This window comes from Leucobacter sp. NPDC058333 (genome assembly GCF_042726155.1).
In the GTDB taxonomy this organism is placed as follows: domain Bacteria; phylum Actinomycetota; class Actinomycetes; order Actinomycetales; family Microbacteriaceae; genus Leucobacter.
This window is the reverse complement of record NZ_JBHXHV010000003.1, coordinates 422173-440664: the sequence shown is the minus strand read 5'-3', so window position 1 is coordinate 440664 and position 18492 is coordinate 422173. Positions and strand designations below refer to the sequence as shown.

Below are 18492 nucleotides of genomic sequence, written 5' to 3'. Positions count from 1 at the left end.
GCTCGCTGCGGCGGACACGAGTTCGACTGACGGTCACGCGATCCGGAACCCCTGACCCTCGAGAATCAGCGCCAGTACGCGTCGGTCCTCCCGGTGCATGATGCCCTCGACGAACCGGGTGAGGGCGCGATCGAGCGTGATTTCGCCGGCGCTCCCCGCTACCTTTTGCAGGATCGCGACGAGCGTTCGTGGGGCTATCACCGTCTCTTCGAGCCCGGGGCGACCGTCGATCTCCCGTTCGGCGCTTACGTAATCAACGAACCCCGCGCCGTGCTGGCCGGAAAAGACCTGCTGACTGATGAATGCCGCTCGTGCGGCGCGCATCAGCTGATCGGGCGTGAGGTGCGCCGGGAGTTCACCGCGGGCATCGGCCACCGCTGCGACGGCGAGCAACCCGTTTTCGGCGGGAAATGCCGCGTAATCGCAACCAGCGTCGGGGTAGTGAACGCGATACGTGTTCGCGCCGAAACGATTGACGAGTTCGGCGCTCATTCGATCAAGACCGCGGTACCGGTGCGGCGTCTGTTCATTCGCGGTCGCGAGGATCGCGAAGCCCTGGGCGATGGTCACGCGGCGCCCGGCATCCTCTTGCACAGCGAGTTCGTCGCCGGGTCGCAGCTGCAGAATGCGATTGAGTCGCTTCAGAAACTCGGGTGGCATCGCGTTCACCTCGTCGAGGATCACGGGTCGCCCCTCGGTCATCGCGCGGAGCAGCGGACCCGGTGTGAACACCGTAACGGTCGCGCCCTTGTCGGCGCGCAGTTCGTGCGTGCCGATCAGCTGGGCGCTGGTGATATCGCCGTAGCCGGATACCAGTTCGGGCTCACGCCCGAGCCCAGCGCGGGACAGGTGTTCGGCGAGCGCGGTTTTCGCGCCACCAGTCTCACCGACGAGGAGCACGGGATCACCGAGGCGCAACGCGGGCACAGCCTCCGCAATGATGCCGCGCATCTGGTCTGTCTGGAGCAGCCCTTCTCGGAGTTGCTTCCGCGATTCGCGAATGCGCAGGCTACCGAGCGCCTCGAGCACCGTGTCGCGTCGCTGGGTGGTATCGATTGCAGTCTGCCACGCGTCGTCTGTGCTCTGCGACCGGAGCGCCCGCACGCGTTCGTGTTCGCCGGAGGTGAGCTCGCGTCCGCCCCGCGCGGCGCGCGACACGATGATCTCGGCCGCCGCGAGCGCGCGTATGCGGGTCGACTCCGCAGCGCGCGCGGTGACCGCAATGCGAAGACTCGCTGCGCGTTCATCGAGGGCCCGCGCGAGAGTGTCACGATGTTCGGGTGAGGTGGTGAGCTCGTCAAAGGCGCGTTGCGTCGCGGCTAACTCGTCGCTGTGCGCGGCGGCGCCGTCGATTGCGTGCGCGCGGCGCACGCGGCGCAACTCATCTCGCAGCTCGCTGGCCTCGGCGAGTACGGGATCAGAGCCGAGGGGGAGCATGAGCGTCACGCTACCACGGGCCCGGGTGCGTATCAGTGGAGTGCGAGACGATGGTTAGTCTGGGTGCATGGTGGTCGCTGCTTCCGTCGCTGCCGGTCGGTTAGAGGCCGTCGGCGCGATCATCGGCGTGCGGGTGCGTGTCACCGAAGAACCGATCTGGCAGTTCACGGACGACGAGCTGCGCGTTGGGCTTGGGTGGTACGCCGAGCGCGGTCACAGCGAGAACGAGGCCGTCGCGCTTGCCTTTTTGCACCTCTGGGAGGGGCCGCGAAACGCGCGCATCGAAGCGCCGCGCGCCAGGCGACGGCAGTCGTTCTCGCGACTGCGCCGAGATGCGGTTCCCCTGTTCGACGCGGTGTACCGCGTGCAGTCGGGGCTCGAAGTGCTTGCCGCGATGCCCGGCTTGCGCGCACCGCTCGCGGCTGCGGTGTACCGCAGCGTTCCCGATGATGTGACGAGTTGGCCGCGCCAGTTGCAGTGGATCGCTCTCGTGCTGTGCGTCGGGCTCGTGGGGCAGGCTGACGAGCTTCGCGTCAGCTCCGAGGTGCGTCAAGCCTGGGACCAGCTCGTCGCGGAAGCGCCCGGGACATCGAAGTTTGACGCCAAGCGCGAGGTGCCGGATGCCAGCGGACTGATGCGACGTGTCATGGCGCCGGGCGCCGAAAGGTCGGCGGTGCAGCGTTACGAGCGCGCTATAGCGTGGCTCCTGCCGACGTACGATCTGCTCGGAGCGCGTGATGCCCTGGACCGGGGGATCGATGGCCCGGGCGCTGACGGGGACCCGCCGGATCATGACTCCGAAGATGCTCCGCCGACCGGACTTGAGGCGCCCGGCGCGGGCACTGGCGGGGACGGCGGTGCTGGGGACGACGATCCAGAAGGCGCCGATGACCCCGAGGGCTCCGCGGAGAGTGATGCCCCCGACGCGGGCGACGAACGGGCTCGTGCCGGCGACGGCCGGGAGACAGCCGAGGGTTCGGATCTCTTCGCCGCAGAACAGGCGGGGTTCGTGCAGACCATGCTCGAGACCCCCATGCCGGGCTCCGGCACCCGGCTCGACCCGGGGGCACAGCCCCAACGAGACCGCGAAGCTGGGAACCCCGGGGATGCGCCGGCGCTTACCGATGGCGGTGGCCCGGGGGCGGCGGGCGGCGCCGCGAGCGCCTCGCTCGCGGACTATCGTGCCCGAGCGGTGGCACTCGCCGATGCCATCGAGCGCATGCGCGCCGTGTGGGCGAAGGTCGTCGCTGAGCGAGTGGCTCCACGCCGCCTGCCGAGTCCGAGACCGTTGCCGGAGGGTGCTGAGCTCGCGACCGATTCGCTTGCGGCGGCCGTCGCGGAATCGCTGGCCGGTGTCGCGAGGCCGCGAGCGTTTCGGGATCGCGCGACGCGGCTGCGCCGCACCCGTCGCGCCGGCAGCACGGACTATGTGTTGCTGGTTGACCGCTCCGCCTCGATGCAGGGGCCGGCCGCCGACGCAGCCGCCGACGCGATGCTGATCATGTCTGAGGCGCTCGCCGGGGTGACGCGCGACATCGACGCCGCCGAGCGGCTGGGTGGCGCGTCGCTCGATCTCGACATCCGCACTGCTCTCATCGTGTTCGACTCTGCCGTCGAGGTCGTGAAACCACTGTCGAGTGGTCTCGACGATGCGGTGCGACTCGCTGTGCACCGCGCCGTGCGGTCACCTCGCGGATCAACGAACGATGGCGCCGCGCTGCGGGAGGCCGCGGCGCAGCTGGGAATTGCGGATGGCGAGAGCCGACGAATCGACGCGCGTCGCGGCGTCGACGAGCAGAACGGTCTTGAGCGGCGCCGCGTCGTGATCCTGGTGAGCGATGGTGGCTCGAACGACCCGGTCTCTGCGGAGCACGCGCTGCGTCGGCTACACCGAGCCGGCGTGCGCGTCCACGGCATCGGGATCGGCGCGGGCGATCTTGAGGCACGCTATGCGCCGCTGGGTCGCACGCTCACGGACGTGCGCACGCTTCCGGAAGTGCTCTATGAACTCGTGGTCGAAGATTTCGAAGAGGTCTCACCCGGGCGTCGGCTAGCGTGAGGGTGTTCGGATTATGGGCGTTCAGGTTGTGCGTGTTCAGATCGTGCGTGGAGAGGTGACTGGAATTAAATGACAGAGGCAAGCACGGCGTTTCAGAGTGGGTCGGCGTCGGTCGGGCAGGCGTCACGACTTGATCTCGTGCGTGCGCTGTTTCCGGATCTCGCGGCCGAAGTCGATGGTGCAGCCGCTCGCTTTGCCCCGCCGGGACGCGACGAAGCGTTCGATGCGAAACTCGACGCGGCCGCCGCTGCACTGATGCCTCACGCGGCGTTCTCCGATGTCGCCGATACGGAGGGGGCGCGACGGGCTGAGCGTTCCTTCGCGGCAGCGCGAGCGGCGTGTACCTGGCTTGACCTGGAGCTGCCGCAACCGGAAGCCTTTGTGGAGTCGGGGGCTGATCTGGCGGGGCTCGGTCAAGAGCTCGCGCGTGATGCGGAGCTGTGGGCGGTGCCGACGCCGTTTGGGCTGGGAGCGGAACGCTGGCGGGCCGCGTACGTGCGCGCCGCAGAGACGGTTGCGGCACTGGCGCCCAGCGCATCGGGGGAGTCGCCGCTCGTGCTCGCAGCTGAGGCCGAGCGCGAGTTCAAGCTGCTTGATACGCCGCCCGCTGGAGTGCCGGCGGTGAACTCTGGAGGGGCGGCGTGGACGCTGCGTCTGGTGCCAGCGGGTGAACGACCCCCGGTCCTTGGACTGGGGTTCGCCCACGGACCCCATGTGACACTGCCGGAGATGCTCATGCTGCAACTGATGCGGGTAGCATCTGGCGTCGCGCCGGTCGATTCCGCGAGTTTCACCTGGCTCGACGGTGCGCTGGCGGAGGGACGACTCGCCGCGCGTCACGTCTACGACGAGAGTGAGCTCGCAATCAGGATCACGTGCCGCGAAATCGGCAATCAGGGGCCGCACCTGGGTGCGCGCACGCCGCTCTTGGGCGAGAGTTCGTCAGCTACTCCCAGACGCTGATTGCGTCGTCGCGGGTCGACGGGAGCCTGGTCGAGCGACCCCAGGCGAGTACCTCTTCTGGCACGATCAATTTTTCAGGGTCGGCGCCGCTCTTCGCGATGATCTCGGCAACCGGCACGACGCCACCCGAGCGGCGCAGGATGCGGGCGCGCACGATGGCTCGCGCGTGAATGTCTGGCCGGCGCTCGGCGTCTGGGCGCACGAATCGCTGTTCCATGTACACGGCTTGATCGTCGAAGCCGAGGATGCGACTCTCGATCCAGAAGCGCTTCCAGGGGTTGAGCGATTTGCGGTACGAGATTGTCTGCCCGACAACCACCGGGTACCAGCCCTCGCGTGCAAAGAGTTTCCAGACGCCGTTGCGCTGGATCAGATCGAAGCGCGCGACGTCCATGATCGACAGGTACTTGCCGTTGTTCATATGGCGCAGAATGTCGAGGTCGGTGGGCCACACCCGGAACCGTGAGCGCGAGACCCCCTCGAACCCGAGCTTCGAGCCCCTACGGCCGACGAACAGCTGATGCCAGAGCGTGCGGAAGAACATGTGCATGGGGAGAGTGTAGAGGGATCGACAACGCGAACGCCCGGCCGTTGTAGAGGTTCTGCAAAACGGTCGGCGTGTATGCTGGTTCGGCGCGTATTCAGGCGCTCGAACTTTATAGAATCCGGAGAATCCCTGCATGGCCAGCTCGAACGATATTAAAAACGGCACCGTCATCAAAGACAATGGTCAGCTCTGGAGCGTGGTTGAGTTTCAGCACGTGAAGCCAGGCAAGGGCGGCGCATTCGTTCGCACGAAGCAGAAGAACGTCGTGTCGGGCAAGATCATCGACAAGACCTACAACGCCGGCGCAAAGATCGAGACCGCTAACGTTGATCGCCGCGACTACCAGTACCTGTACCAGGATGGCGCCGACTTCGTCTTCATGGACCAGTCGGACTACGACCAGCTGACCGTTTCGGGCGCCGTCGTCGGTGACTCCGCGAAGTTCATGCTTGAGAACCTGCAGGTGCAGATTGCGCTCCACGAGGGCGAGCCCCTCTACCTCGAACTGCCCACTTCGGTAGTACTCGAAGTGACCTACACGGAGCCCGGTCTGCAGGGCGACCGCTCGACCGGCGGCACCAAGCCCGCAACGGTCGAGACCGGCGCCGAGATTCAGGTTCCGCTGTTCCTCGAGACCGGCACGAAGGTCAAGGTCGACACCCGCACGGGTGAGTACCTCGGCCGCGTGAACTAGTCCTCGGTGTCTGCACGTACTAAGGCGCGCAAGCGCGCCCTCGACATGCTCTACCAGGCCGACCTGCGCGGCGAGTCAATCGCCGTGATCGTCAACGCCGAGGCGCAGCGCGCCACCGGCGAACCCGATCGCGCAGCCTCCTGGTTGTACGCCCGCGAAATCGTTGACGGCGTCACGGACCACCGTGACCGCATCGACGATCTCATCATGAGCTACGCCCAGGGCTGGACCCTCGAGCGGATGCCGCACATCGATCGTGCGCTCCTGCGCATGGCCTCGTGGGAGATCCTCTTCAACGAGGAGGTGCCCGCGGCTGTCGCCATCGACGAGGCCGTGGAGCTCGCCAAGGAGTATTCCACTGACGACTCCGGCCGCTTCGTAAACGGAGTGCTCGGCAAGATCGCGGATCACGCCGACGCATAGCGATCCGCGTTCGCGTTCTGCAAGCGATCCGCGTTCGCGTTCTGCAAGCGATCCGCGTTCTGCAAGTTGAAACTGGTCTCGGCCAGATTGCAGAACGCGGATCGCTTGCGTTGCGCGCGCCTCCACGTTTCATCGCTGGCTCCGCGCAACGTGCAAACCCTGTGCGATGGCCTGCATCAGCAAGTGCTGAACCGCTGGCCAGTCGTTCATGATCTGGGCGTACCCCACTCGAATCACGGTGAACCCCAGTAAACGGAGTTGCGCATCGTGCTCGTTGTCGTTCGTGCGCTGCGCGCCGACGTGCGTTCCGCCGTCGACCTGCAAGATAAGCCGCTCGCCGAACAGGAAGTCCACGCGGTGTCCCGCGACCCAGGCCTGTGGAACGCAGCGAACGCGGAGCCACTTGGTGCGAACACGAACGTAGCTTTCGAGCCCCGAGTCCGCGAACTTATCCATTGCGGTGAGCACGTCACGCGCGACACCTGTGAACGGGAGCCGCGCGAGCTGTTGGGCGCTGACGAGCCCTTGATTCGCAGCAGAGTCCCAGACCGCAACTGCATCTTCGAAGTGTAGGCAGTGAGCGACGAGGTCGAGGGCATTTTCGACCGAGTCTTCGAGCGTGTGCGGCGGGCGCTCCAACACGGGCGTGCGCCAGTGCAGCATGGTGCTGCCCGCGTCTGTTCGGCCCGGAACCCTCACAGCCGCATGTCGGCACTTGAGTTGCGGGAGCCACAGCCCGAGGCGACGGGCCTGCGACACGCAACTGATTGTGACGCCGTGGGCAGCTGCAAACACGAGATCAGGATCGGCGTTGATACGAGCAATCCACCCCTTTCTGGGCCGCACCAGCTCTCCACGACGCACGGCCCGATCCAGCTGATGTCGCGAGGCCCCGGCCTTCAGCAGCACTGAGGTACGCGCGACGCCCGCGGGCGGAAACGCTGGACGAACTGAACGCTGGGGAGGAGGCATACATCTACCTTCGCTGACATGAGCGAGGCATAGAGGCGGCTGCATCAATCGGTGGATAACGGGCGGTGTTGTGGGAAAACATCGGGTTGTGAGCGGCGGTGTGGCTCCGAAGTCGAAGAGGACAGCGCCGCGTTCGGCAAGCGATCTGCGTTCGGCAAGCAGGATTTGCCGAGCTTGGGCTTGCGGAACGCGGATTGCTTGCCGAACGCGGGCGGGCGGGGACGCGGGCGGGCGGGGACGCGGGCGGGCGGGGACGCGGGCGGGCGCGGACGCGCCGCGCCGCCCGCCGTGCGCATGCGATATGATGGAGCGGTTGCAAGCTTTTCTTTAAATTCCGTCCCGTGAGGCGGGGAAGGGGGGCTCGGTTATGGGAACGCGAACAGTACTCGAACGTGCTGAGATCTCGCGCGCGCTGACTCGAATCTCGCACGAAATCATTGAAGCGAACAAGGGCGTCGACGGACTCGTTCTCGTGGGTATTCCGACCCGCGGCAGTCTGCTTGCCAAGCGCATCGGTGACATCATCTCTCGCATCGAGGGTGTGCAGGTTCCCGTGGGCAGCCTCGACGTCACGATGTACCGTGATGACCTTGCGCATCACCCGACGCGGGCGCCGCGTCCCACTGAGATGCCGGCCACAGGCATCGACGGCGCGACCGTCGTACTCGTGGACGATGTGCTCTACTCGGGCCGCACGGTGCGTGCTGCGCTCGATGCGCTGAATGATCACGGCCGCCCGCAGGTGGTGCGCCTCGCGGCGCTCATCGACCGCGGGCATCGCGAGCTGCCGATACGCGCCGACTACATCGGCAAGAATCTGCCGAGTGCGAAGCACGAGCGCATCGCGGTGCGGCTGGAAGAACACGACGGCGTCGACGAGGTGACGATCGCGGGCGAGCCCGGAACCGGGCACCCAGGAGATCTCGCGAGCGCGGACACGCGCACCAACGCGAGCACCGAGCCCAACGCGAGCACCGAGCCCGGCGCAAGCACGGAGCCCACCGCATGAGGCACCTGCTCGATACCCGCAGCCTGTCGCGCGACGACGCGATCCTGATTCTCGACACCGCCGAAGAGATGGCGGCGACCCAGCAGCGCGAGATTAAGAAACTCCCCACGCTGCGCGGCAAGACAGTCGTCAATCTCTTCTTCGAGGACTCGACCCGCACGCGTATCTCATTCGAGGCCGCGGCGAAGCGACTCAGCGCCGACGTCATCAACTTCAGCGCGAAGGGCTCGTCGGTCTCGAAGGGCGAGTCCCTAAAAGACACGGCGCAGACGCTTCAGGCGATCGGCGCCGACGGCGTAGTGATCCGCCACCCAGCTTCTGGAGCCCCGGCGAAACTCGCCGCGAGCAACTGGATCGACGCCGGCGTGCTGAACGCCGGTGACGGCACGCACGAGCACCCCACTCAGGCGCTGCTCGACGCGTTCACGATGCGTCGACGGCTCTACGGCGACGCGAGCAGGGGCCGCGACCTCGACGGTGTCTCAGTCGTGATTGTCGGTGACGTCGCGCACTCACGAGTCGCCCGCTCGAATCTCTGGTTGCTGAACGCGCTCGGCGCGCACGTCAGCTTCGTCGCTCCCGAAACGCTGCTGCCCTACGGTGCGCGCGACTGGCCCGTGACGGTGCACCACTCGTTCGACACGGCGCTGCGCGAGGAGCGACCCGATGTGGTGATGATGCTGCGCATTCAGAGTGAGCGGATGCACGCCGCGTTCTTCCCGAACGAGCGTGAGTACGCGCGCATCTGGGGTCTCGATGAGCGGCGGCTCGAATCGCTTTCGGATCGCGCAATCGTGATGCACCCCGGCCCCATGAACCGCGGTCTCGAGATTTCTTCGCGAGCCGCAGACTCTGAGCGCTCGACGGTGCTCGAACAGGTCGCGAACGGTGTCTCAGTGCGCATGGCGGCCCTCTATCTTCTACTTTCTGGCGAGCGAACGGAGCAGGCATGACTGACACGAACTCGATCCTCATCCGCGGTATCAGGCTCGCGGCGGCACTGACCGAGCGTGGTCAGGATCACACCGACGCCGCGCCGGTCGACCTGCGCATCGAACACGGTGTCATCACCGACCGCGCAGTGCACGCGGTGGGCGGGCTCGAACCTCGAGACGGTGAACGCGTGATCGAGGCCGACGGCCTCGTAGCACTGACGGGTCTCGTAGACCTGCACACGCACCTGCGCGAACCCGGCTTCGAGCAGTCGGAAACGGTGCTCACCGGGACGCGCGCTGCGGCGGCCGGGGGCTTCACCAGCGTCTTCGCAATGGCGAACACGCTTCCCGTGCAAGATACGGCTGGCGTTGTCGAGCAGGTTAAAGCCCTCGGCGATTCGGCCGGGTACGCGACCGTGCGCCCGATCGGTGCGGTCACCGAAGATCTCGCGGGGGAGCGGCTGAGTGAAATCGGCGCGATGGCTGACTCGCGCGCCGCCGTGCGGGTGTTCTCCGACGACGGCAAATGCGTACACGATTCACTTCTGATGCGTCGTGCGCTCGAGTACGTGAAGACGTTTGACGGCGTCGTCGCGCAGCACGCACAGGATCCGCGGCTCACCGAGGACGCCCAGATGAACGAGGGCGCCCTGTCAAGCGAACTCGGGTTGAAGGGCTGGCCGGCGGTCGCCGAGGAGTCGATCATTGCTCGCGACGTGCTGCTCGCCGAGCACATCGGCGCGCGGCTGCACGTCTGCCACCTGTCGACGGCAGGCTCCGTCGAGGTCATCCGCTGGGCAAAAGCACGCGGCGTGCAGGTGACGGCAGAGGTCACGCCGCACCACCTGATTCTCACCGAGGAACTCGCGCGGACCTACGACGCGCGCTACAAGGTCAACCCGCCGCTGCGCCGCGAGGAAGACGTGATCGCGCTGCGCCAGGCGGTCGCCGACGGCGTCATCGACATCGTCGCGACCGATCACGCGCCGCACCCGGTCGAGGCAAAAGACTGCGAGTGGGACGCGGCCGCGTTCGGAATGGTCGGGCTCGAATCTGCGCTGCCGATCGCGCTGCTCACACTCATTCAGGCGGGAAACGCGAGTTGGGCAGAGCTCGAAGTGCTGCTGTCGCAGCGCCCGGCCGAAATCGGCCGCCTCGAGGGGCACCCGAAGGCGCTCGACGCGGGGCAACCAGCTGACCTCGTGTTGGTCGACCCCAGCGGCACGAGCACGTTCTCGCTCGGTCATCTGCGCGGGCAGAGTGTGAACTCGCCGTTCCTCGGGATGGAGCTGCCGGGGCGCGTGGCTTACACGGTGCGGCACGGCTATCTCACGCTCGACGACGGCGAGCTCGTTGCGGCAGATATCGTGGCGGCCGCCGCTCGCGACGCTGCGGCACTCGGGGCCACGCGGTGACCCGCGGCGTATTCGCGCTCGTCATGATCGCGCTCGCCGCGCTGGTGCTGCTCGGCATGTGGCTCGGCTGGCGTAGCCGAGCGCGGCGTCACAGCGGCTTTGCCGAGCACGGCGACGCCCTCATCGGCGCGGTGGTCGCGGGCTTCGAGCGCGTGAGTTACGTGTCGACGACTCCGATCGGTGCGCCGCTCGAACGGTTGTCGATCCCGGGCCTGCGATTTAAGGGGTTCGCAGATCTCACGATTCGCACCGACGGCGCGACGATCGAGGTCACCGGCGAACCAGCTGTGCACCTGCCGGTCGCTCGTTTGATCGGAGCAGGTAGTGCCAGCCGGCGCGTCGGCAAGGCGGTCGAGCGAGACGGTCTGTCGCTGCTGCAGTGGCGCGCTGCAGACGGCTCAGAAATCGAATCAAGTTTCAGATTCCCGTCACCCGCAGAACAGCTGCGTTTCGAAGACGCACTCACCCAGATACTTCCGGCTGCGACGCCGGATCACCAGACCCATTTCACTTCCCACACCACCCAGGAGGATGCGTGACTACGAACACGACCGAAGAAGCGGCGAACGGCGCCGTGGCGCCCGAGGGCGTCACCACGCCCCCGGCCTCAGCAGTGCCGAACGGCAGTGCTGTGCTGGTGCTCGAAGACGGGCGACGATACGTGGGCCGCGCATACGGGGCGACCGGGCGCACCCTCGGCGAGGTCGTGTTCTCCACCGGCATGACCGGGTACCAGGAGACACTGACTGACCCCTCGTACGCGGGGCAGATTGTGCTCATGACAGCACCGCACATTGGGAACACAGGCGCGAACGACACCGATATGGAGTCGCGCAAGATCTGGGTTGCGGGCTTCATCGTTCGGGATCCTGCACGCCGCGTATCCAACTTCCGCGCCGAGCGCTCGCTCGACGAAGATCTCGTGAACGACGGCGTCGTCGGCATCTCGGGCGTGGATACACGTGCGATTACGCGCCACATCCGCTCGGCCGGCGCGATGCGCGCTGGCGTCTTCTCTGGCGTCGACTTCGACCTCTCGGAGGAGGAGCAGCTCGCGCTCGTGCAGGCCCAGCAGTCAATGGCGGGGAAGAACCTGTCGGAACTGGTGACCACGCCTGAAAGGTACGACGTACCCGCAGCCGAGGCTACCGAGCGCGTCGGTTCGATCGCGGTGCTCGATCTCGGCATCAAGCGTGCGACCGTGCAGTACCTGTCTGAGCACGGCTTTGACGTCGTCGTGCTGCCCGCATCCACGCCGCTCGACGAGATCCGCGCGATTGCGCCAGACGCGCTCTTCTACTCAAACGGCCCGGGCGACCCGGCCGCGAGCGACGACCAGGTGCTTGTGCTGCGCGAACTGCTGCGCGACGGCGTGCCCTACTTCGGTATCTGCTTCGGCAACCAGCTGCTCGGCCGCGCGCTCGGCTTCGGCACCTACAAGTTGCCGTTCGGCCACCGCGGCATCAACCAGCCGGTGCTCGACAAGCGCACCGGTCGCGTTGAAATCACCGCGCAGAATCATGGGTTCGCTGTCGATGCGCCCATCGAGGGTGAAATCGACGCGCCCGAGGGCTTCGGCCGCGTGCAGGTGAGCCACTTCAGCCTCAACGACCAGGTCGTTGAGGGCCTTGAGTGCCTCGATATTCCTGCTTTCTCGGTGCAGTACCACCCCGAGGCCGCGGCTGGTCCGCACGACGCGTTCTACCTCTTCAACCGTTTCCGCGAGCTGGTTTCAAGCCGCTCCACCCGTTCGACCGGCGCACACGCCCAGGAGGCCTGACCCGATGCCCAAGCGTTCAGACATCAATTCAGTACTCGTCATTGGCTCCGGCCCGATTGTCATCGGTCAGGCCTGCGAGTTCGACTACTCGGGCACCCAGGCGTGCCGCGTGCTTCGCGAGGAAGGCGTCCGCGTCATCCTGGTGAACTCCAACCCGGCGACGATCATGACCGACCCCGATTTCGCCGACGCGACCTACGTCGAACCGATCACCCCCGAGGTTATCGAGTCGATCATCATCAAGGAGCGCCCCGACGCGATTCTGCCGACTCTCGGTGGACAGACGGCGTTGAACGCCGCGATCGCGCTGCACGACCTCGGCATCCTCGAGAAGCACGGTGTCGAGCTCATCGGCGCGAAGGTCGAGGCAATTCAGCGCGGTGAGGATCGCCAGATCTTCAAGAACCTGGTGATCGAGTCGGGCGCGGAGGTTGCGCGCTCGCACATCGCGCACACGCTCGAAGAAGCGAAGGAATTCGCGAAGGATCTCGGCTACCCGCTCGTCGTGCGCCCCTCCTTCACGATGGGCGGCCTCGGCTCGGGCTTCGCCTACAACGAGGAGGATCTAGTTCGCATCGCCGGTGACGGCCTGCACTACAGCCCGACAACCGAGGTGCTGCTCGAAGAATCGATTCTCGGTTGGAAGGAGTATGAGCTTGAGCTCATGCGCGACACAGCCGATAACACGGTCGTTGTCTGCTCCATCGAGAACGTCGACGCAGTTGGCGTGCACACCGGAGACTCGATCACCGTCGCTCCCGCGCTGACGCTCACCGATCGTGAGTACCAGAAGCTCCGCGACATCGGCATCGACATTATTCGTCGCGTTGGGGTCGACACCGGCGGCTGCAACATTCAGTACGCGGTCGACCCGGCCACCGGGCGCATCATCGTCATCGAAATGAATCCGCGCGTCTCGCGCTCGTCCGCGCTCGCGTCGAAGGCCACTGGCTTCCCGATCGCGAAGATCGCGGCAAAGCTTGCGCTGGGATACCGTCTCGACGAGATCCCGAACGACATCACGCAGAAGACGCCGGCGAGCTTCGAACCGTCGATCGACTACGTGGTCGTGAAGACTCCGCGCTTCGCGTTCGAGAAGTTCCCGGCCGCTGACGACACGCTCACCACCACCATGAAGTCGGTCGGCGAGGCGATGGCCATCGGTCGTAACTTCACCACCGCACTTCAGAAGTCGCTGCGCTCGCTTGAGAAGCGCGGCTCGTCGTTCCACTGGGGCGACGAGCAGCGCCCGGTCGCCGAAATTCTCGAGACCATCAAGCGCCCGACCGACGGCCGCATCGTCGACGTGCAGCAGGCGCTGCGGCTCGGCGCGACGATCGAGCAGGTCTTCGAGTCGACGTCGATCGACCCGTGGTTCCTCGATCAGATTCAGCTCATCAATGAGGTTGCTGAGACTGTGAAGCGCGCGCCGCAGCTATCGCTCGACGTGCTGCGCGAGGCAAAGGACCACGGCTTCTCCGACGTACAGATCGCCGCGATTCGCGGTGTTTCAGAGTCTGAGATCCGAGGCCTCCGTCACGGTCTGGGCCTGCGCCCGGTCTACAAGACGGTCGACACCTGTGCGGGCGAGTTCCCGGCGCTCACGCCCTACCACTACTCGTCGTACGACTTCGAGACCGAGGTCATCGCGAGCGACCGCAAGAAGGTCGTCATTCTCGGCTCCGGCCCGAACCGCATCGGACAAGGCGTGGAGTTTGACTACTCGTGCGTGCACGCCTCGTTCGCCCTCTCAGATGCCGGCTACGAGACGATCATGATCAACTGCAATCCCGAGACGGTCTCCACCGACTACGACACGTCGGATCGCCTGTACTTCGAGCCGCTGACGCTCGAAGACGTGCTCGAGGTCATCTACGCTGAGCAGGCGTCGGGTGAGCTGCTCGGCGTGGTGGTGCAGCTGGGCGGCCAAACGGCGCTCGGGCTCGCGCAGCCGCTCAAGGACGCCGGTGTTCCGATCCTCGGCACCACGCCGGAGGCAATTGACCTCGCCGAGGAGCGCGGGGCATTCTCACGCATCCTCGACCAGGCCGGTCTGCTTGCGCCGCGCAACGGCACCGCAATTGACGAGGAGGGCGCCATTCGCGTCGCCGAGGAGATCGGGTACCCCGTACTGGTCCGCCCGTCATTCGTGCTGGGCGGCCGTGGCATGGAGATCGTGTACGACACGGAGTCGCTGCACGGTTACTTCGGTCGCATCGAGGGCCACGCGCTCGTCGGCCCCGGCCACCCGCTGCTCGTCGATCGCTTCTTGGATGACGCCATCGAGATTGATGTCGACGCCCTCTACGACGGCGAACAGCTCTATGTCGGCGGCGTGATGGAGCACATCGAGGAGGCCGGCGTGCACTCGGGTGATTCGAGCTGCACCCTGCCCCCGGTCACCCTCGGGCACGACCAGATTGCCCAGGTGCGCGAGGCCACACTCGGCATCGCTGCGGGCATCGGCGTGCGCGGGCTGCTGAACGTCCAGTTCGCAATCGGCCAGGGCGTGCTCTATGTGCTCGAGGCCAACCCCCGCGCCTCGCGCACGGTGCCGTTTGTTTCGAAGGCGCTCGGGATCCCGCTGGCGAAGGCCGCATCACGGATCATGGCGGGTGAGAGTATTGCCGAGCTCATCGAGTCGGGGCTGTTGCCCGAGCGCGACGGTTCGCGTGCGCCGATCGACGCGCCGATCGCGGTGAAGGAGGCCGTGCTGCCGTTCAAGCGCTTCCGCACTCACGAGGGGCTCGTCGTTGATTCGCTGCTCGGGCCAGAGATGCGCTCGACGGGTGAGGTCATGGGCATGGACCGGGACTTCCCGACGGCATTTGCGAAGAGCCAGTCGGCTGCGGGAAGCGAGCTGCCCGAGAGCGGCACCGTATTCCTGTCGGTCGCAGACCGCGACAAGCGCTCGATCGTGCTCCCCGCGCTCCGCCTGCAAGAGCTCGGCTACCGTATTCTCGCGACGCAGGGCACGCAGGTCGTGCTCGCTCGCAATGGCATCACCTCCGAGGTTGCGCGCAAGCACAGCGCGGGCGCCGACGGTGACACGATCGTCGACCTGATCAACCGGGGCGAGATCGACATGATCATCAACACGCCGTCGGGCAGCTCGGCACGCGCTGACGGGTACGAGATCCGTGCGGCTGCGGTCGCGGCCGATAAGCCGGTCTTCACGACCGTCTCAGAGCTCTCGGCCGCCGTCGGGGCGATCTCGGCTCAGCGCAGTGGATTCGATGTGAAGTCGCTGCAGGAGTACCAGGCCGACCGCGACGCGGCGCTCGCGAGCGCATGACGCACGTGGCCTTTGGAGACCGGCTCGCGGCGGAGTTCGCCGCGGGCCGGTACCTCTGCGCCGGCATTGACCCGCACGGCCCGCTTCTCGCGGGTTGGGGGGTCGCTGACGACGCTGCCGGTGCTGAGCGGATGGGCCGAGATGTGGTCGCCGCCGCTGCCGGTGTCGCCGCCTGCGTGAAACCGCAGATCGCATTCTTCGAGCGTTTTGGTTCCGCGGGGTTTGCGGCACTCGAGCGGGTGTTTGCCGATGCGCGCGAGGCGGGGTTGCTCGTGGTCGCCGATGTGAAGCGTGGGGACATCGGATCGAGTTTCGCAGCGTACGCCGACGCCTGGCTGTCGCCTGGTTCGCCGCTTGAAGCTGACGCAATGACGGTCGTTGCCTACCAGGGCTTCGACACGCTCTCGGGCGCGCTGCACCACGTGGAGCACAGTGGTAAGGGACTTTTCGTGCTTGCCGCGACCTCGAACCCCGAGGCGATCGAGGTACAGCAGGCGCGTCGTGCCGACGGGCGCACCGTCGCAGCAGCGATGGTCGAAGATGCCGCGGCGTGGAATGCGGCTCACGCGGGCTCCGGCGGCGCTGGCGGCGCGGCCAAGATCGGGCCTGCGGGGGCTGTCGGGCCAGTAGGGTCGGTCGGCGTCGTGCTGGGTGCCACACTGGATCTCAGCGCCTTTGAGATCGACACCGCCGAGCGCCCTGCGGGGCCTGCCCTGCCGGTACTCGCGCCAGGCTTCGGTCACCAGGGAGCCCGGCTCGAAGATGCCTCGAGCATCTTCGGTGGTATCGGTCACGCGCTGCTCGCGAACGAGTCGCGAAGCATCTTGACGGGCGGCCCAACCGGTCTCGCAGACCGCATTCGCGAGCGCGCGGAAGCGGCTCACTTCGCTTTGGGCGTTAAAGCGGCCTAGGCTAAGACACATTGCGGAACGGAAGCACTGCGATACGACGAGGGAGCGACACAGTGACGACTGCTCGGATGATGCCAGAGGTGGATCGCGTTGCGGCAAATCGCGCGGCAATCGCTGCACGACAATCACGCGCTGAACTGAAGCGACGATTGCGCTCGGGCGAGGTATCACCCTTTCGTGTACTCGAACAGTCGCGCGTGCCCGGAACCGCCGCTGCCTCGCTACGGATCACCGATTTTCTCCTCTCGTTCCCGGCGATCGGGGCGGTAAAGGCGGAGCGCGTGCGCGAAGACCTCGGCATTTCAGAGCGCAAACGACTCGGCGGTCTCGGCAAACTGCAACGCGACCGCCTCGAGAGTTTCGTCCGTGAGCGCACCGGAACCGTGCGTGCGGGCAAGCGCCCGCCGCTCACGGTGCTCGCGGGCCCAACGGCAGTGGGTAAAGGCACGGTTGCGACCTATATTCGCGAAAACTACCCTGAAGTGCAGCTCTCAGTCTCGGCAACAACGCGCGCGCCGCGCCCGGGTGAGGAACACGGTCGGCACTACTTCTTCGTCGACGACGAGGGCTTTGACCGGATGCTCGCCGCTGACGACCTGCTCGAGTGGGCGACGGTGCACAACAAGTTCAGATACGGCACCCCGCGCCGTCCGGTCGTGGAGGCCGCGGATCGCGGCGCGCTGATGCTGCTCGAGATCGATCTCCAGGGCGCGCGTCAGGTTCGTGCCAGCATGCCAGAAGCGCGGCTGGTCTTTCTTGCTCCGCCGAGCTGGGACGAGCTCGTGGACCGCCTCGTGGGGCGCGGCACAGAAGACGCCGAAGAACGCGAACGCCGTCTTAAAACCGCCAAGGTCGAGCTCGCGGCGGCAGACGAGTTTGACGAGGTCATCGTCAACGACGAGGTGCCGCGCGCGGCAGCTCGGCTCGTTGAGCTGATGCGCGGCGACGGGTCGTAACCAGCAGCTCGCGTCAACATCTCCTGATGAGACAGCATGGCACCCTGGTACCAAGTCGGCCTGGCGCCGGGACTGGCGGAAGCTCACCCGCTAGTGTGGTGCTGTGCAACCGAGCCTGATGGACATCGCCTGGCACGTGTGGGGCCTCGGCGTCTCGCATGCGCTGAACGAGGTGACGGCACTCGACCCGAAGCAGTTTCTCGGCATTCCGCTCGCGCTCATCGGGGCTGCGCTGCTCGCGTTCGGCGCACAATACCAGTCGCGCGGCCTGAATAAGGTTGAGCGCCTCACTGGCGAGAGCGCGGGGGCTGGGCTGTCGTTCAAGCACGTCGCGAGCTTGTTTCGTCGCCCGTCTTGGGTGGTCGGTACTGTGTTTCTCGGCCTCGCCGTAGCGTTCCAGATCGGTTCGTTGTCGCTTTCGCCGCTGATTATTGTGCAGCCAATCGGCGTGGTGGGCCTCGTCATCACTTCTATCCTGAATTCGCGAGTGAGTGGCGTGCGCCTCGGCAAACGAGTGCAGTCGTCAATCGGCTTGGCGGTGCTCGGCATCGTGGTGTTCGTTACCATTGCCGCGTTTACGGCATCCGACCAGATCGTCACGGATAAGAAGCTCATCGAGATTCTGATCACATTCGCGGTGGTGTTCGCGATTATTCTCGTATTGTTCGTTGGCTTTCGGCACCGCAGCGTGGCGCTCATCTACATCGTTGGCGCGGGCGTGCTCTACGGTTTTGTTGCAACGTTCGCGAAGTCGGTCATCGGGCGGCTGCAACAGGGGGAGTTCGAATGGCTTACCTGGGCGTGCGTGGCGGCGCTGCTGCTCGGCGCCCTGATGGGTATGGTGTTCGTGCAGAACGCGTACTCGTCTGGCCCGCCAGACCTCGTGGTCGCGGGACTGACCGTGATCGACCCCATTGTCGCGGTACTGATCGGTATCGTCGTGCTCGATGAGGCGGCGGGTGCTCCCACGTGGGCCATTGTCGCGTTCGTTGCCTCGGCCGCCGTCGCGATCATTGGCGTCATCGGGCTTGCGAAGTTCCACCCGCAAAGCGGCGCATCGGCGCTTGAACCGCTGACCGGCCACGGCACCGCATAG

The 18492-nt window shown here is 66.1% G+C and carries 16 protein-coding genes; 13 read left to right on the top strand and 3 right to left on the bottom strand.

Features of this window, described 5'->3' with window-relative positions; all coding sequences use genetic code 11:
• Positions 1-33: 33 nt before the first annotated feature.
• Positions 34-1437, bottom strand: coding sequence for an AAA family ATPase (locus tag ACFWHR_RS12550; RefSeq protein WP_382448634.1), 1404 nt, complete (start codon positions 1435-1437; stop codon positions 34-36).
• A 67-nt stretch (positions 1438-1504) separates the two neighbouring features.
• On the opposite strand from ACFWHR_RS12550, the gene ACFWHR_RS12545 reads away from it, so the two are divergent.
• Together ACFWHR_RS12545 and ACFWHR_RS12540 are read left to right on the top strand one after the other, a co-directional pair.
• A complete protein-coding gene (locus ACFWHR_RS12545; RefSeq protein ID WP_382448633.1) occupies positions 1505-3496 on the top strand; it encodes a vWA domain-containing protein in 1992 nt (663 codons plus the stop codon).
• A 69-nt stretch (positions 3497-3565) separates the two neighbouring features.
• Entirely contained in the window at positions 3566-4459 is an 894-nt protein-coding gene (locus ACFWHR_RS12540) for a hypothetical protein (protein WP_382448632.1), read from the top strand.
• Here ACFWHR_RS12540 and ACFWHR_RS12535 read toward each other — a convergent pair.
• Positions 4443-5009, bottom strand: coding sequence for a thioesterase family protein (locus tag ACFWHR_RS12535; protein WP_382448631.1), 567 nt, complete (start codon positions 5007-5009; stop codon positions 4443-4445). The two genes, ACFWHR_RS12540 and ACFWHR_RS12535, sit on opposite strands and share 17 nt — an antisense overlap.
• Positions 5010-5139: 130 nt before the next feature.
• Here ACFWHR_RS12535 and efp point away from each other — a divergent pair, with 130 nt between their 5' ends.
• Both efp and nusB read left to right on the top strand, forming a co-directional pair.
• On the top strand, positions 5140-5700 hold the full coding sequence (gene efp / locus ACFWHR_RS12530) for an elongation factor P (RefSeq protein ID WP_382448630.1): 561 nt from the start codon (positions 5140-5142) through the stop codon (positions 5698-5700).
• 6 nt (positions 5701-5706) lie between these two features.
• The gene (gene nusB / locus ACFWHR_RS12525) at positions 5707-6123 is read left to right on the top strand and encodes a transcription antitermination factor NusB (RefSeq protein WP_382448629.1); all 417 of its coding nucleotides are present in this window, start codon (positions 5707-5709) and stop codon (positions 6121-6123) included.
• A 129-nt stretch (positions 6124-6252) separates the two neighbouring features.
• Here the strand turns inward: nusB and ACFWHR_RS12520 are convergent, their stop codons facing one another.
• Positions 6253-7095, bottom strand: coding sequence for a DUF559 domain-containing protein (locus tag ACFWHR_RS12520; RefSeq protein WP_382448628.1), 843 nt, complete (start codon positions 7093-7095; stop codon positions 6253-6255).
• A 367-nt stretch (positions 7096-7462) separates the two neighbouring features.
• On the opposite strand from ACFWHR_RS12520, the gene pyrR reads away from it, so the two are divergent.
• From pyrR to ACFWHR_RS12475, 9 genes are all read left to right on the top strand, one after another.
• The gene (gene pyrR / locus ACFWHR_RS12515; RefSeq protein WP_382448627.1) at positions 7463-8104 is read left to right on the top strand and encodes a bifunctional pyr operon transcriptional regulator/uracil phosphoribosyltransferase PyrR; all 642 of its coding nucleotides are present in this window, start codon (positions 7463-7465) and stop codon (positions 8102-8104) included.
• Complete coding sequence (locus ACFWHR_RS12510) at positions 8101-9057, top strand: aspartate carbamoyltransferase catalytic subunit (RefSeq protein ID WP_382448626.1); 957 nt, start codon at positions 8101-8103, stop codon at positions 9055-9057. The genes pyrR and ACFWHR_RS12510 overlap by 4 nt, the downstream gene beginning before the upstream one ends.
• Positions 9054-10454 carry a dihydroorotase gene (locus ACFWHR_RS12505; RefSeq protein WP_382448625.1) on the top strand — a complete coding sequence of 467 codons (1401 nt, stop codon included), beginning with the start codon at positions 9054-9056 and terminating at the stop codon, positions 10452-10454. The genes ACFWHR_RS12510 and ACFWHR_RS12505 overlap by 4 nt, the downstream gene beginning before the upstream one ends.
• Positions 10451-10993 carry a hypothetical protein gene (locus ACFWHR_RS12500; RefSeq protein ID WP_382448624.1) on the top strand — a complete coding sequence of 181 codons (543 nt, stop codon included), beginning with the start codon at positions 10451-10453 and terminating at the stop codon, positions 10991-10993. The genes ACFWHR_RS12505 and ACFWHR_RS12500 overlap by 4 nt, the downstream gene beginning before the upstream one ends.
• Positions 10994-11028: 35 nt before the next feature.
• Positions 11029-12234 carry a glutamine-hydrolyzing carbamoyl-phosphate synthase small subunit gene (carA, locus tag ACFWHR_RS12495; RefSeq protein WP_382448716.1) on the top strand — a complete coding sequence of 402 codons (1206 nt, stop codon included), beginning with the start codon at positions 11029-11031 and terminating at the stop codon, positions 12232-12234.
• A 4-nt stretch (positions 12235-12238) separates the two neighbouring features.
• The gene (carB, locus tag ACFWHR_RS12490; protein WP_382448623.1) at positions 12239-15529 is read left to right on the top strand and encodes a carbamoyl-phosphate synthase large subunit; all 3291 of its coding nucleotides are present in this window, start codon (positions 12239-12241) and stop codon (positions 15527-15529) included.
• Entirely contained in the window at positions 15526-16440 is a 915-nt protein-coding gene (pyrF, locus tag ACFWHR_RS12485; protein WP_382448622.1) for an orotidine-5'-phosphate decarboxylase, read from the top strand. The genes carB and pyrF overlap by 4 nt, the downstream gene beginning before the upstream one ends.
• Before the next feature lie 68 nt (positions 16441-16508).
• Positions 16509-17396, top strand: a complete 888-nt coding sequence (gene gmk / locus ACFWHR_RS12480; RefSeq protein ID WP_382448715.1) for a guanylate kinase — start codon at positions 16509-16511, stop codon at positions 17394-17396.
• 103 nt (positions 17397-17499) lie between these two features.
• The gene (locus ACFWHR_RS12475; protein ID WP_382448621.1) at positions 17500-18492 is read left to right on the top strand and encodes a DMT family transporter; all 993 of its coding nucleotides are present in this window, start codon (positions 17500-17502) and stop codon (positions 18490-18492) included.